The following is a 13,426-nucleotide window of genomic DNA, read 5'->3' on the forward strand; positions in this document are numbered from 1 at the left end:
ACGCAAGCGAGCGTAAAACACCCTTTTGAGGCTCTAAACGCTTCTTTTCGGAGCCTTGGTTTGGTTTTTGCATTTTCCTTGTGACAGCGCATTAATCGCGCGCGCAATTTGGGACCGGTCCCGAGTTGCTACGCTCCAAAAGAGGTCCTGATGACCATTAGCGACGCACTACACCGCTTGCTGCTCGACAACCTCACCACCGCGACCATCCTGCTGGACGCCGAACTGCGTCTGGAGTACATGAACCCGGCGGCGGAGATGCTCCTGGCCGTCAGCGGCCAGCGCAGCCACGGGCAGTTCATCAGCGAGTTGTTCACCGAATCCGCCGAAGCGCTCAATTCCCTGCGCCAAGCGGTGGAGCAGGCTCACCCGTTCACCAAGCGCGAGGCGATGCTCACCGCCCTGACCGGCCAGACCCTGACCGTGGATTATGCGGTCACACCGATCCTGAACAACGGCGCCACCTTGCTGCTGCTGGAAGTCCACCCGCGTGATCGCTTGCTGCGCATCACCAAGGAGGAGGCGCAGTTGTCCAAGCAGGAAACCAGCAAGATGCTGGTACGCGGCCTGGCCCACGAGATCAAGAACCCTCTCGGCGGAATACGTGGCGCGGCACAGTTGCTCGCCCGCGAGCTGCCGGAAGAAAGCCTCAAGGACTACACCAACGTCATCATCGAGGAAGCCGACCGCCTGCGGAACCTGGTGGACCGCATGCTCGGCTCGAACAAGCTGCCATCCCTGGCGATGTGCAACGTTCATGAGGTACTGGAGCGCGTCAGCAGCCTGGTTGAAGCGGAAAGCCAGGGCTGCATCACTTTGGTGCGCGACTATGACCCGAGCATTCCCGACGTCTTGATCGACCGCGAGCAGATGATCCAGGCGGTACTGAACATCGTGCGCAACGCGATGCAGGCCATCAGCAGCCAGAACGAACTGCGCCTGGGTCGCATCAGCCTGCGCACCCGCGCCATGCGCCAGTTCACCATCGGCCACGTGCGCCATCGCCTGGTGACCAAGATCGAAATCATCGACAACGGTCCGGGCATCCCTGCCGAACTGCAGGAAACCATCTTTTTCCCCATGGTCAGCGGCCGTCCGGACGGTACCGGGCTGGGCCTGGCCATTACCCAGAACATCATCAGTCAGCATCAGGGCTTGATCGAATGTGAAAGCCACCCCGGCCACACCACTTTCTCGATCTTCCTGCCACTGGAACAAGGAGCCACATCGACATGAGCCGTAGTGAAACCGTGTGGATCGTCGATGACGACCGTTCTATCCGTTGGGTCCTGGAAAAAGCCTTGCAACAGGAAGGCATGACCACCCAGAGCTTCGACAGCGCCGATGGGGTGATGAGTCGCCTGGCGCGTCAGCAACCGGACGTCATCATCTCCGACATCCGCATGCCCGGCGCCAGCGGCCTGGACCTGTTGGCGCGGATTCGCGAACAGCATCCGCGGCTGCCGGTGATCATCATGACCGCCCATTCCGACCTGGACAGCGCCGTGGCGTCCTACCAGGGCGGCGCTTTTGAATACCTGCCCAAGCCATTTGACGTCGACGAAGCCGTATCGTTGGTCAAGCGCGCCAACCAGCACGCCCAGGAACAACAGGGAATGGAAGAGGTGCCGGCCCTGGCCCGCACCCCGGAAATCATCGGCGAAGCACCGGCGATGCAGGAAGTGTTTCGCGCCATCGGGCGCTTGAGCCACTCCAACATCACTGTGCTGATCAACGGCGAGTCGGGCACCGGCAAGGAACTGGTGGCACACGCCCTGCACCGTCACAGCCCACGGGCGGCGTCGCCGTTCATCGCGCTGAACATGGCGGCCATTCCCAAGGACTTGATGGAGTCCGAGCTGTTCGGCCACGAAAAAGGCGCTTTCACCGGCGCGGCCAACCTGCGGCGCGGGCGCTTCGAGCAAGCCGACGGCGGCACGTTGTTCCTCGATGAAATCGGCGACATGCCGGCCGACACCCAGACCCGCTTGCTGCGCGTGCTGGCCGATGGCGAGTTCTATCGGGTCGGCGGCCATACACCGGTCAAGGTGGACGTACGCATCATCGCCGCGACCCACCAGAACCTGGAAACCCTGGTTCACGCCGGCAAATTCCGTGAGGACTTGTTCCACCGCCTGAACGTCATCCGCATTCATATCCCGCGCCTGGCGGATCGTCGCGAAGACATCCCGACCCTGGCCCGGCACTTCCTCAGCCGCGCGGCCCAGGAACTGGCGGTCGAGCCCAAGTTGCTCAAGAGCGAAACCGAGGAATACCTCAAGAACCTGCCGTGGCCGGGCAACGTCCGCCAGTTGGAGAACACCTGCCGCTGGATCACGGTGATGGCTTCAGGTCGCGAAGTGCACATCAGCGACCTGCCGCCGGAACTGCTGAGCCTGCCGCAGGATTCGGCCCCCGTGACCAACTGGGAACAAGCCCTGCGCCAGTGGGCTGACCAGGCCCTGGCTCGCGGTCAGTCGAGCCTGTTGGACAGCGCGGTACCGGCCTTCGAGCGGATCATGATCGAAACCGCCCTCAAGCACACCGCCGGCCGCCGCCGCGACGCCGCCGTGCTGCTGGGCTGGGGCCGCAATACCTTGACCCGCAAGATCAAGGAATTGGGGATGAAGGTCGACGGTGGGGATGATGATGACGGGGATGAGGGCTGATCGGTCTTTAGCCCTTCGCTGAATTTGAAGGCCCAATCGCGAGCAAGCTCGCTCCCACAAGGGAAATGCAATTCCTGGACGGCCCCCAAAAGTCATATTGGTGTCCAACTTTTTGGGGGGCAGTCCATCCTGTGGGAGCGGGCTTGCTCGCGATGCTTTTAAAGGCTTCATGCACCGCATCAATGCACTGCGAACCGCAATTGCACATGCACCACCCGCCAAAGCCAATCGGCCCAGCTCGAAAAAAACCGCACAAACAAAAGCAAAAGCCCCGGAATACGGGGCTTTTGCGTCAAAGGAAGCATTTTTGTGACAAATAATTTAAAACTGGCACGCCCCCTGCAATAGCTAGATCACTACCCAGTTTCGGGGACCTTGGTACAGGCAGGCCGGGGATTCCCCCTTTTATACCGGGCTCAACGAGCCCACTGTTTTGGGGGCCTTGATACAGGCAGGTCAAGGTTTCCCTTCTTTACACCAGGGCTGTGCGCCAACCGCGAGCCCTCCCGTTTTGGGGACCTTGGTACAGGCAGGCCGGGGATTCCCTCTTTTATTGCTCCTGGAGACGGACCTCCAGCCGCCAGCGATCATCCACCTCGCTGCCGGTCCACTCCCCTCGCAATGGACGCGCCGCCACCAGCGTCAGCAACAACCCCTCGTCACTCGAACGCACCCGCCAGTTCACATCCTTGCCGTTGAGCTTGAGCTGGCCCTTCTGCGGCCGGCCTTCTGCCTGGAACAGCAGCGCCACTGAGCCGTCGACAATTTCTCCATGGAGCTTGGGTTCGTTGTTGAACCAGGCCACCAGCGTTCCGTCTGTCACCTCGATCTGTTGCAAGGCGCTCGGGTCGGGCGTGGTCAAGCGCCCGATCATCAGCCCGATCATCATGCCGACAATCGCCAAAGAGCCCATCACCCGAGGCATTAGCTTCGAACGTCGGTCGGTTTGCGGCGTAGAATGCCGCTCATCTTTATCTGCGGAGCCGTGCATGTTTCACGTCATCCTTTTTCAACCGGAAATTCCGCCGAATACCGGCAACGTCATCAGGCTGTGCGCCAACAGCGGCTGCCACCTGCATTTGATCGAACCGCTGGGCTTCGACATGGACGACAAGCGCCTGCGCCGCGCCGGCCTCGACTACCACGAGTATGCCACCTTGCAGCGTCACGCCGACCTCGCCAGTTGTCTGGAAAGCCTCGGGCATCCGCGTCTGTTCGCCTTTACCACCAAGGGTTCGCGGCCGTTCCATGACGCCAGCTTCGTCGCCGGTGATGCGTTCCTGTTCGGCCCGGAAAGCCGTGGCCTGCCGGCCGACGTACTGGACGCCCTGCCCGCCGAACAGCGCCTGCGCCTGCCAATGCGCGAAGGCTGCCGCAGCCTGAACCTGTCCAATACCGTGGCGGTGGCGGTTTATGAGGCGTGGCGGCAGAACGGCTTCGCCTGAGCCCTTCCTGTCAGCCAGAAACACCTGTGGGAGCGAGCTTGCTCGCGATGGCGGTGGATCAGCCGACTTTAATGTTGACTGATGCACTGCTATCGCGAGCAAGCTCGCTCCCACAGGTTTTGTGCCTGGCCGTCGAGCGCTATGCCTGGCAGTGGACGCTTACTGAACGGTCGCGCCGCCTTCTTGTTGCATGCGCTGCAGCTCTTGCGCATACAGGGCATCGAAGTTCACCGGCGCCAGCATCAGGGCCGGGAACGAGCCGCGGGTCACCAGGCTGTCCAGGGTTTCCCGGGCGTAAGGGAACAGGATGTTCGGGCAGAACGCGCCCAGGGTGTGGCTCATCGAAGGGGCATCCAGGTTCTTGATCAGGAAGATCCCGGCCTGTTGCACTTCAGCGATGAACGCCACTTCGTCACCGTTCTTGACGGTGACCGACAGGGTCAGCACCACTTCGTGGAAGTCATCTTCCAGGGCTTTCTGACGGGTGTTCAGGTCCAGGCCTACGCTCGGCTCCCACTGCTGGCGAAAGATCGCCGGGCTTTTCGGGGCCTCGAAGGACAGGTCACGTACATAAATGCGCTGCAAGGAGAATTGCGGTGCGGCTTCTTCTTCGCTGGCAGCTGTGTTCTGTTGGTCAGTCATCGCAGATCCTTCTTACTTTCAGGTTCTTTAGTGGGAAATTCAGGCCTCGAGCAGCGCGTCGAGCTTGCCAGCGCGCTCCAGGGCATACAGATCGTCGCAACCGCCCACGTGGGTGCTGCCGATCCAGATCTGCGGCACGGACGAACGCCCGGCCTTCTGGGTCATTTCGGCGCGCAGTTGCGGCTTGCCGTCGACCTTGATCTCTTCGAAGGCCACGCCTTTGTTCTGGAGCAGGAACTTGGCTCTGGAGCAATAGGGGCAGTAATCGCTGGAATAGACAACAACGTGGGGCATTTCACTTCACCAGGGGCAGATTGTCGGCTTTCCAGCTGGCAACGCCGCCGGACAGCTTGGCGGCGGTGAAACCGGACTTCATCAGTTCGCGGGCGTGGGTGCCGGCGTGCTGGCCTTGGGCGTCCACCAGGATCAGCGTCTTGGCCTTGTGTTTTTCCAGCTCGCCGATCCGCGCCATCAGTTTGTCCTGGGGAATGTTCACCGCCCCGACAATGTGACCGGCGGCGTAATCCTTGCTCGGGCGGATGTCCACCACCACGCCGGCATCCTTGTTGACCAGTGCGGTCAGCTCGCCAGTGCTCAGGCTGCGACCGCCGCCCTGCATCGTGTGGGCAACCAGCAACGCCAGCAGCACGACGAAGATACCGACGAGAATGTAGTGGTTAGTGGCAAATTGAATCAGGTGAGCAACCATCGAAGGAGGTTCCAGGGCGTTAAAATGTCGGCCAGTATACACAGCACGCAAGGCCGGCCAAACCCCGCCCGGCGGTGACGCCGCCGGAACTTACCTTTAAACTGCCCGTCCCTTTTCCATCGTCTTCTTTTAACCCGCCACGAGTGGATTCCATGACTACCACGCCTAAACCTTTGGTCCTGATGATTCTCGACGGCTTCGGTCACAGTGACAGCCACGAATCCAACGCCGTGTATTCGGCCAACAAGCCTGTGCTGGACCGCCTGTGGGCCACCGTGCCCAACGGCCTGATCTCCGGCAGCGGCATGGACGTCGGCCTGCCGGACGGGCAGATGGGCAACTCCGAAGTCGGCCACATGAACCTCGGCGCAGGCCGCGTGGTGTATCAGGACTTCACCCGCGTGACCAAATCGATCCGCGACGGCGACTTCTTCGAAAACCCGACCATCTGCGCCGCCGTGGATAAGGCCGTGGCCGCCGGCAAGGCCGTGCACTTCATGGGCCTGCTGTCCGACGGTGGCGTGCACAGCCACCAGGACCACCTGGTCGCCATGGCCGAACTGGCTGCCAAGCGCGGCGCCGAAAAGATCTACCTGCACGCGTTCCTCGATGGCCGCGACACCCCGCCGAAAAGCGCCACCTCGTCGATCGAGCTGCTGGACGCAACGTTCCAGGCCCTCGGCAAGGGGCGCATCGCCAGCCTCGTCGGCCGCTACTTCGCCATGGACCGTGACAACCGTTGGGATCGCGTGGCCCAGGCCTACAACCTGATCGTCGACGGCAAGGCCCAATTCAATGCCGCCACCGCCCAGGAAGGCCTGCAAGCCGCCTACGAGCGCGGCGAAAGCGATGAATTCGTCAAGGCCACCACCATTGGCGAACCGGTGAAGGTCGAAGACGGCGATGCCGTGGTGTTCATGAACTTCCGTGCCGACCGCGCCCGCGAGCTGACCCGCGTGTTCGTCGAAGACGATTTCAAGGAGTTCGAGCGTGCTCGCCAGCCAAAACTGGCCGGTTTCGTCATGCTGACCCAATACGCCGCCAGCATTCCCGCGCCTTCGGCCTTTGCCGCCGGCAGCCTGGAAAACGTACTGGGGGACTACCTGGCGAAAAACGGCAAGACCCAGCTGCGCATCGCCGAGACCGAAAAGTACGCCCACGTGACATTCTTTTTCTCCGGCGGCCGTGAAGAACCGTTCCCGGGCGAAGAACGCATCCTGATCCCCTCGCCGAAAGTCGCCACCTACGACCTGCAACCGGAGATGAGCGCACCGGAAGTGACCGACCGCATCGTCGACGCCATTGAAAACCAGCGTTACGACGTGATCGTGGTCAACTACGCCAACGGCGACATGGTGGGCCACAGCGGCATATTCGAGGCGGCGGTCAAGGCCGTGGAGTGCCTGGACACCTGCGTTGGCCGCATCGTCGAGGCCCTGGAAAAGGTCGGCGGCGAAGCACTGATCACGGCCGACCACGGCAACGTCGAGCAGATGTCCGACGAATCCACCGGCCAGGCCCACACCGCCCACACCACCGAGCCGGTGCCGTTCATCTATGTCGGCAAGCGGGACTTCAAGGTCCGCGAGGGTGGCGTGCTGGCTGACGTGGCGCCGACCATGCTGATGCTGCTGGGCATGGAAAAGCCGGCGGAAATGACCGGTACTTCGATCCTGGTCTGATTCCGCAAACCCTGTGGGAGCGAGCTTGCTCGCGATAGCGCCGGATCAGCCAACCTTGATGTTGACTGATGCACCGCCATCGCGAGCAAGCTCGCTCCCACATGGGTTCTTGGTGTTTTTCGGGCCAGTTATCACACAGCCCCAAATGGGCGTTTTTTTTGCAGCGTGGGGCGGGCATACTAGGCCGTCCCTTTCCCTGGTGTCGCCCGCCTCTATGCTTCGCGTCCTGATAGCCCTCGTTCTGACCTGCTTGCTCCAACCGGCCTTTGCCGACGAGCGCGCGCAAACCCAACAGCAGTTGGAAGCCACGCGCCAGGACATTGCCGAGCTGAAAAAGCTGCTGGGCAAGTTGCAGGAAGAAAAATCCAGCGTGCAGAAAGACCTGCGCGGCACTGAAACCGAGATGGGCAAGCTGGAGAAGCAGGTCGACGCCCTGCAAAAGGAACTGAAGAAAAGCGAATCCGAGCTGCAGCGGCTCGATGGAGAGAAAAAAAAACTCCAGAGCGCGCGCACTGAACAGCAAAAGCTGATCGCCATCCAGGCCCGGGCCGCCTACCAGAACGGCCGCCAGGAATACCTCAAGCTGCTGCTCAACCAGCAGAACCCCGAGAAATTCGCCCGGACCCTCACGTATTACGATTACCTGAGCCAGGCCCGCCTGGAACAACTCAAGAGTTTCAATGAAACCTTGCGCCAGCTGGCCAATGTCGAAAAAGACATCGAGCTGCAGCAGGCCCAGTTGCTGGTGCAGAAAAGCAGCCTCGACACCCAGCGCGAAGAACTCGAGAAGGTTCGCAAGGAACGCCAGGTGGCCCTGGCCAAGCTCAATGACGACGTGAAGGCCCGCGACAGCAAGCTCAAGGCCCGCGAGCAGGACCAGGCCGAACTGGCCAATGTGTTGAAAACCATCGAAGAGACCCTGGCCCGCCAGGCCCGAGAGGCGGAAGAAGCGCGCCAGAAAGCGCTGATCGCCCAGCAGGAAGCCGAAAAAAAGCGTTTGCGTGAAGCCCAGGCCGACGCAGACGCCGGCGACGCACCGCGCAAACCGGCAAAATCCACCCCCGGCGCACTGGTTTCCAGTGACGGCGAAACCTTTGGCGGCGCTTTTGCTTCAGCCCGAGGCAAACTTCCTTGGCCGGTCAATGGTCGATTGCTTGCGCGCTTCGGTGAAACCCGCGGCGACGACACCCGCACCAAGTGGGACGGGGTGATGATCAGCGCCTCGGCCGGCAGCCAGGTACATGCCGTGCATGGCGGACGCGTGGTATTCGCCGACTGGTTGCGCGGCGCCGGCCTGCTGGTGATCCTCGATCATGGCAACGGTTACTTGAGCCTGTATGGCCACAACCAGACGCTGCTCAAGTCGGCGGGCGACGTGGTCAAGGCCGGAGAGTCCATCTCCACGGTCGGTAACAGTGGCGGGCAGGATACGCCAGCACTGTATTTCGCTATTCGTCAGCAGGGTCGCCCCAGTGACCCGGCCCAATGGTGTCGTGCGCAAGGATAAGCGCGCCCATCCTATTAAGGAGTTCGTTCGACATGCTGCATTTGTCCCGCCTTACCTCGCTGGCCCTGACGATCGCCCTCGTGATCGGTGCACCCCTGGCTTTTGCCGCCGAACCGGCCCCTTCGGCCCCCGCCGCCACGGCCGCAACCACCAAGGCGCCGCTGCCGCTGGACGAACTGCGCACCTTTGCCGAGGTCATGGACCGGATCAAGGCCGCCTACGTGGAACCGGTGGATGACAAGATGCTGCTGGAGAACGCCATCAAGGGCATGCTCAGCAACCTTGACCCGCACTCGGCATACCTGGGCCCGGAAGATTTCGCCGAGCTGCAGGAAAGCACCAGCGGCGAGTTTGGCGGCCTGGGCATCGAGGTCGGCAGCGAAGACGGCTTCGTCAAGGTGGTCTCGCCAATCGACGACACACCTGCTTCCAAGGCCGGCATCCAGGCCGGTGACTTCATCGTCAAGATCAACGGCCAGCCGACCCGCGGCCAGAGCATGACCGAAGCCGTGGACAAGATGCGCGGCAAGATCGGCCAGAAGATCACCCTGACCCTGGTACGCGACGGTGGTACACCGTTCGACGTGACCCTCACGCGGGCGGTCATCCAGGTCAAGAGCGTGAAAAGCCAGTTGCTGGAGTCGGGCTACGGCTACATCCGCATCACCCAGTTCCAGGTCAAGACCGGCGAAGAAGTCGCCAAGGCCCTGGCCAAGATGCGCAAGGACAACGGCAAGAAACTCAACGGCCTGGTCCTGGACCTGCGCAACAACCCCGGCGGCGTGCTGCAATCGGCCGTGGAAGTGGTGGATCACTTCATCACCAAGGGCCTGATCGTCTACACCAAGGGCCGCATCGCCAATTCCGAGTTGCGCTTCTCGGCCACTGGCAACGACTTGAGCGAAGCCGTGCCACTGGTGGTGCTGATCAACGGCGGCAGCGCTTCGGCTTCGGAAATCGTCGCCGGCGCCCTGCAGGACCAGAAGCGCGGCGTGGTCATGGGCACCACCAGTTTCGGCAAGGGGTCGGTACAAACCGTGTTGCCATTGAACAACGATCGTGCCCTGAAGATCACCACCGCGCTGTACTTCACGCCCAACGGCCGCTCCATCCAGGCCCAGGGCATTGTCCCGGACATCGAAGTGCGCAAGGCCAAGATCACCAACGAGCAGGACAGCGAGTACTTCAAGGAAGCCGACCTGCAAGGGCACCTGGGCAACGGCAACGGCGGCGCCGACAAACCGACCGGTTCCGGCGCCAAGGCCAAGCCAATGCCCCAGGATGACGACTATCAGTTGGCCCAGGCCTTGAGCTTGCTCAAAGGGTTGAACATCACGTCCGGCCGCTGAGATGGGCCTGCGTTTCACCTTCGTCCTGCTATGCCTGCTGGCGGGGGCCGTTAACGCGGCGCCCGCCACGCCCTCTTCGCCGCACAAGGCGTACCTGAGCCTGATCATCGACGACCTGGGGCAAAACCTGCCTCGGGACCGTCGGGTTCTGGCCCTCCCCGGGCCGGTCACCGCCGCGATCATGCCCGACACACCCCACGCCGCCGAATTCGCCCGCGAAGCCCATCGCGCCGGCAAGCTGGTCATGCTGCACATGCCCATGGACCCGGCCACCGGGCCGTTCGCCTGGCATCCGGACCTGTCCATCGAGGAACTGGGCAAGCGCCTCGACGCCGCGTTCGCCGCCGTGCCCTACACCAGCGGGATCAACAACCACATGGGCAGCCGCATGACCGCCCAGCCCGAGGCCATGGCGTGGTTGATGGCGAGCTTGCAGCAACGCCACAAGTTTTTCGTCGACAGCCGCACCAGCGCCCAGACCGTCGCCGCAGCCGAAGCGCAAAAGATCGGCCTCGCCAGCGTGTCGCGGGATGTGTTCCTGGACGACGAGCGCACCGAAACCGCCATCGCCCAACAGCTGCAAACCGCCATCGACCTGGCCCGCCGACAAGGCTCGGCCGTGATGATCGGCCATCCCTATCCGCAGACCCTGGCGGTACTCGAACGCGAGCTCCCCAAGCTCAAGGCCCAAGGCATCGAATGGATCGATATCAAGTCGATGATCAGCCTGCGCAGCAATCGGGCGATGGCTGGGCATGGGAAGGATGGGGTTTATCGGTAGCGACGACCGCGTCGCCGCCATCGCGAGCAGGCTCGCTCCCACACAGTTCTGCATCGGGCACAAGATTGGTGCTTACAGCGCCCCCCTGTGGGAGCGAGCCTGCTCGCGATGACGGCTGCACATTCACCATCCCGGCAAGCTGACCCACCGCTATCGCGAGCAAGCTCGCTCCCACACAGTTCTGCAACGGGCACAAGATTGGTGTTCACAGCAGATCCCCTGTGGGAGCGAGCTTGCTCGCGATGAGGGCCGCACATTCAATATCTCCGCAAGCTGACCCACCGCTTTCGCGGTCAGAGATACCGCGCCATGATGGCGTCCACCGCCCCTTCCTTGCGCAGCTCATCCAAGGCAGCCTGGAGCCGGGCGACCACGTCGTCGGGCACGTCCTTGTTCAAGGCCAGGTACAGCTCGGCACTGTTGAAGCGCAGCACGGTCTTGAGATCGGTCACCCCTTCCTGGCGCGCCAGGTAACGCCCGGCCGGGTCCCCGGTGGCCCACAGGTCGATCTGGCCGTTGACCAGTTTCCTGGCGTTGTCCTGATCGCGCAACACGACAATCGGCTTGAGTCCCTGCTTGGCCAGCGTCTCGGCGATTGCGTCGCCCTTGTAGGCACCGATCTTGTATTGACGCGCCTGCTCCAGCGAGTCGAGCGCGATCTTGCTGTCGGCCTTGGCGAGCATGATCCAGTCGTCAGGACCGATGGGGCCGACCCATTTGAAAAGCTTCTCACGCTCCGGCAACCGCGCCATGACAAACACACCGTAACCCGGATTTTCCAGGGCGAGTTTGTAGATGCGCTCCCAAGGGAAACGTAGCGTCAAGCTGTAGGAGATATCGGCGCGCTTGAATATTTCGCGGACGATGTCCACGGCGATGCCATGGATATTCTCGTCCTGGGCGAAGTTCTTGCCGTTCTTGGCCATGTTGTACGGGGGGAAGTTTTCCGTCAGCAACACCAGCGATGTATCAGCGGCGCGGACAGTACCTGCGAGCAGCAACGTGGCACCGGCAAAGGCAAGAACGAGGCGTTTGAGCATGTCGGGCTACCGCAATCCATGGTGTGCCCAAGAGTGCCTTGGGCCCGCCATGGTGTCCAGCGATCAGCGAATGCAGATCCCGCGATGAGCCATATAGGCCTTGGCTTCCGGCACGGTGTATTCGCCAAAGTGGAAAATGCTCGCCGCCAGCACCGCACTGGCATGGCCTTCCAGGATGCCGTCGGCCAGGTGTTGCAGGTTGCCGACGCCGCCGGACGCGATCACCGGAATGCCCAGGGCATCGCTGATGGCGCGGGTGACGCCCAGGTCGAAACCGTTTTTCATGCCGTCCTGGTCCATGCTGGTCAGCAGGATTTCACCGGCGCCAAGGCCTTCCATCTTCTTCGCCCACTCGACGGCGTCCAGGCCCGTGGGCTTGCGACCGCCGTGGGTGAAGATTTCCCAACGCGGGGTTTCGCCCGGGCCGGAGACCTTCTTGGCATCGATGGCCACGACAATGCACTGCGAGCCGAAGTGCTGGGCCGCTTCGCCGACGAACTCCGGGTTGAACACCGCCGCAGTGTTGATCGACACTTTGTCCGCTCCGGCATTGAGCAGGTTGCGGATGTCCTGCACGGTGCGCACGCCACCGCCCACGGTCAGCGGGATGAACACCTGGCTGGCCATGCGCTCGACGGTGTGCAGGGTGGTATCGCGGCCGTCGACGCTGGCCGTGATGTCGAGGAAGGTGATCTCGTCCGCACCCTGTTCGTCGTAGCGACGGGCGATTTCCACCGGGTCGCCGGCGTCACGGATGTTCTCGAACTTCACACCCTTGACCACCCGGCCGTTGTCCACGTCCAGGCAAGGGATGATGCGTTTGGCCAGCGCCATGGTGAGTCCTCAGCCTTTGTAGGAGTCGCAGAAGGCCTGGGCCTCGGCGACGTCCAGGGTGCCTTCGTAGATCGCGCGACCGGTGATCGCACCGATGATGCCCGGCGCCTTGGCGTCGAGCAGTGCCTTGATGTCACCCAGGTTGTGGATGCCACCGGAGGCGATCACCGGAATCTTGGTGGCGGCAGCCAGGGCCGCGGTGAACGGGACATTGCAGCCCTGCATCATGCCGTCTTTGGCGATGTCGGTGTAGACAATGGCAGACACGCCGTCGGCTTCGAAACGCTTGGCCAGGTCGATCACCTGCACGGTGCTGACTTCAGCCCAACCGTCGGTGGCGACGAAACCGTCCTTGGCGTCGAGGCCAACGATGACCTTGCCCGGGAACGCGCGGCACGCTTCGGCAACGAACCCAGGCTCCTTCACCGCCTTGGTGCCGATGATCACGTAGCTCACGCCGGCCTTGACGTAGTGCTCGATGGTTTCCAGCGAGCGAATGCCGCCGCCGATCTGGATCGGCAGGTTCGGATAGCGCTTGGCAATGGCCGTGACCACCTCGCCATTGACCGGCTGCCCTTCGAAGGCGCCATTGAGGTCGACCAGATGCAGGCGACGGCAGCCGCCCTCCACCCACTTGGCGGCCATGCTCACCGGGTCATCGGAAAACACCGTGGAGTCTTCCATGCGGCCCTGACGCAGACGTACGCAAGCGCCGTCCTTGAGATCGATAGCGGGGATAATCAGCATCTGGCAAACCTTCAAATACGA

Annotated in this window: 14 protein-coding genes; 7 read left to right on the top strand and 7 right to left on the bottom strand. The window is 62.3% G+C overall.

All coding sequences use genetic code 11. The features are described from left to right. Window positions 1–150 precede the first annotated feature (150 nt). A complete protein-coding gene (gene glnL, locus BLQ55_RS07715; RefSeq protein WP_053117539.1) occupies window positions 151–1,236 on the top strand; it encodes a nitrogen regulation protein NR(II) in 1,086 nt (361 codons plus the stop codon). Beyond that, on the top strand, window positions 1,233–2,669 hold the full coding sequence (gene ntrC, locus BLQ55_RS07720; RefSeq protein WP_060739603.1) for a nitrogen regulation protein NR(I): 1,437 nt from the start codon (window positions 1,233–1,235) through the stop codon (window positions 2,667–2,669). Before glnL ends, ntrC begins: the two co-directional genes overlap by 4 nt. Window positions 2,670–3,219: 550 nt before the next feature. On the opposite strand, the gene BLQ55_RS07725 is transcribed toward ntrC, so the two are convergent. After that, window positions 3,220–3,660, bottom strand: a complete 441-nt coding sequence (locus tag BLQ55_RS07725; protein ID WP_092253226.1) for a hypothetical protein — start codon at window positions 3,658–3,660, stop codon at window positions 3,220–3,222. On the opposite strand from BLQ55_RS07725, the gene trmL reads away from it, so the two are divergent. Next, window positions 3,659–4,114, top strand: coding sequence for a tRNA (uridine(34)/cytosine(34)/5-carboxymethylaminomethyluridine(34)-2'-O)-methyltransferase TrmL (trmL, locus tag BLQ55_RS07730; RefSeq protein WP_053117534.1), 456 nt, complete (start codon window positions 3,659–3,661; stop codon window positions 4,112–4,114). The two genes, BLQ55_RS07725 and trmL, sit on opposite strands and share 2 nt — an antisense overlap. Window positions 4,115–4,273: 159 nt before the next feature. Here the strand turns inward: trmL and secB are convergent, their stop codons facing one another. From secB to BLQ55_RS07745, 3 genes are read right to left on the bottom strand one after another with little or no spacing between them, the layout of a single operon-like run. After that, window positions 4,274–4,756, bottom strand: a complete 483-nt coding sequence (secB, locus tag BLQ55_RS07735; protein WP_060739605.1) for a protein-export chaperone SecB — start codon at window positions 4,754–4,756, stop codon at window positions 4,274–4,276. A gap of 39 nt (window positions 4,757–4,795) precedes the next feature. Then, entirely contained in the window at window positions 4,796–5,050 is a 255-nt protein-coding gene (gene grxC / locus BLQ55_RS07740) for a glutaredoxin 3 (protein WP_092201159.1), read from the bottom strand. Window position 5,051: 1 nt separating this feature from the next. Continuing rightward, window positions 5,052–5,465, bottom strand: coding sequence for a rhodanese-like domain-containing protein (locus BLQ55_RS07745; RefSeq protein WP_092201161.1), 414 nt, complete (start codon window positions 5,463–5,465; stop codon window positions 5,052–5,054). 152 nt (window positions 5,466–5,617) lie between these two features. On the opposite strand from BLQ55_RS07745, the gene gpmI reads away from it, so the two are divergent. From gpmI to BLQ55_RS07765, 4 genes are all read left to right on the top strand, one after another. Beyond that, window positions 5,618–7,147 (top strand): 2,3-bisphosphoglycerate-independent phosphoglycerate mutase, encoded by a 1,530-nt coding sequence (gene gpmI, locus BLQ55_RS07750; protein WP_092201163.1) that lies wholly within the window; start codon window positions 5,618–5,620, stop codon window positions 7,145–7,147. Window positions 7,148–7,361: 214 nt separating this feature from the next. Beyond that, window positions 7,362–8,654 (top strand): murein hydrolase activator EnvC family protein, encoded by a 1,293-nt coding sequence (locus BLQ55_RS07755; RefSeq protein WP_092253228.1) that lies wholly within the window; start codon window positions 7,362–7,364, stop codon window positions 8,652–8,654. Window positions 8,655–8,686: 32 nt separating this feature from the next. Then, window positions 8,687–10,003, top strand: coding sequence for a S41 family peptidase (locus BLQ55_RS07760; protein WP_060739610.1), 1,317 nt, complete (start codon window positions 8,687–8,689; stop codon window positions 10,001–10,003). Between the two features lies 1 nt (window position 10,004). Then, entirely contained in the window at window positions 10,005–10,784 is a 780-nt protein-coding gene (locus BLQ55_RS07765) for a divergent polysaccharide deacetylase family protein (protein ID WP_092201167.1), read from the top strand. 293 nt (window positions 10,785–11,077) lie between these two features. Here BLQ55_RS07765 and BLQ55_RS07775 read toward each other — a convergent pair whose 3' ends face one another. The 3 genes from BLQ55_RS07775 to hisA form a co-directional block, all read right to left on the bottom strand. Continuing rightward, window positions 11,078–11,824: a substrate-binding periplasmic protein gene (locus BLQ55_RS07775; protein ID WP_092201169.1), complete on the bottom strand. Its 747-nt coding sequence runs from the start codon at window positions 11,822–11,824 to the stop codon at window positions 11,078–11,080. Window positions 11,825–11,887: 63 nt separating this feature from the next. After that, window positions 11,888–12,658: an imidazole glycerol phosphate synthase subunit HisF gene (hisF, locus tag BLQ55_RS07780; RefSeq protein ID WP_003196830.1), complete on the bottom strand. Its 771-nt coding sequence runs from the start codon at window positions 12,656–12,658 to the stop codon at window positions 11,888–11,890. A 9-nt stretch (window positions 12,659–12,667) separates the two neighbouring features. Next, a complete protein-coding gene (gene hisA, locus BLQ55_RS07785; RefSeq protein ID WP_092201171.1) occupies window positions 12,668–13,405 on the bottom strand; it encodes a 1-(5-phosphoribosyl)-5-[(5-phosphoribosylamino)methylideneamino]imidazole-4-carboxamide isomerase in 738 nt (245 codons plus the stop codon). Window positions 13,406–13,426 lie beyond the last annotated feature (21 nt).

The sequence above is a fragment of the Pseudomonas sp. NFACC13-1 genome, from assembly GCF_900104425.1.
GTDB classification, from domain to species: Bacteria; Pseudomonadota; Gammaproteobacteria; order Pseudomonadales; family Pseudomonadaceae; genus Aquipseudomonas; species Aquipseudomonas fluorescens_AA.

Coding starts and splice junctions, on each gene's coding strand:
- BLQ55_RS07775 (WP_092201169.1), bottom strand. CDS start 11,824: ATGCTCAAACGCCTCGTTCTTGCCTTTGCCGGTGCCACGTTGCTGCTC.
- BLQ55_RS07765 (WP_092201167.1), top strand. CDS start 10,005: ATGGGCCTGCGTTTCACCTTCGTCCTGCTATGCCTGCTGGCGGGGGCC.
- grxC (WP_092201159.1), bottom strand. CDS start 5,050: ATGCCCCACGTTGTTGTCTATTCCAGCGATTACTGCCCCTATTGCTCC.
- ntrC (WP_060739603.1), top strand. CDS start 1,233: ATGAGCCGTAGTGAAACCGTGTGGATCGTCGATGACGACCGTTCTATC.
- BLQ55_RS07725 (WP_092253226.1), bottom strand. CDS start 3,660: ATGCACGGCTCCGCAGATAAAGATGAGCGGCATTCTACGCCGCAAACC.
- hisA (WP_092201171.1), bottom strand. CDS start 13,405: ATGCTGATTATCCCCGCTATCGATCTCAAGGACGGCGCTTGCGTACGT.
- gpmI (WP_092201163.1), top strand. CDS start 5,618: ATGACTACCACGCCTAAACCTTTGGTCCTGATGATTCTCGACGGCTTC.
- BLQ55_RS07755 (WP_092253228.1), top strand. CDS start 7,362: ATGCTTCGCGTCCTGATAGCCCTCGTTCTGACCTGCTTGCTCCAACCG.
- hisF (WP_003196830.1), bottom strand. CDS start 12,658: ATGGCGCTGGCCAAACGCATCATCCCTTGCCTGGACGTGGACAACGGC.
- trmL (WP_053117534.1), top strand. CDS start 3,659: ATGTTTCACGTCATCCTTTTTCAACCGGAAATTCCGCCGAATACCGGC.
- BLQ55_RS07760 (WP_060739610.1), top strand. CDS start 8,687: ATGCTGCATTTGTCCCGCCTTACCTCGCTGGCCCTGACGATCGCCCTC.
- secB (WP_060739605.1), bottom strand. CDS start 4,756: ATGACTGACCAACAGAACACAGCTGCCAGCGAAGAAGAAGCCGCACCG.
- BLQ55_RS07745 (WP_092201161.1), bottom strand. CDS start 5,465: ATGGTTGCTCACCTGATTCAATTTGCCACTAACCACTACATTCTCGTC.
- glnL (WP_053117539.1), top strand. CDS start 151: ATGACCATTAGCGACGCACTACACCGCTTGCTGCTCGACAACCTCACC.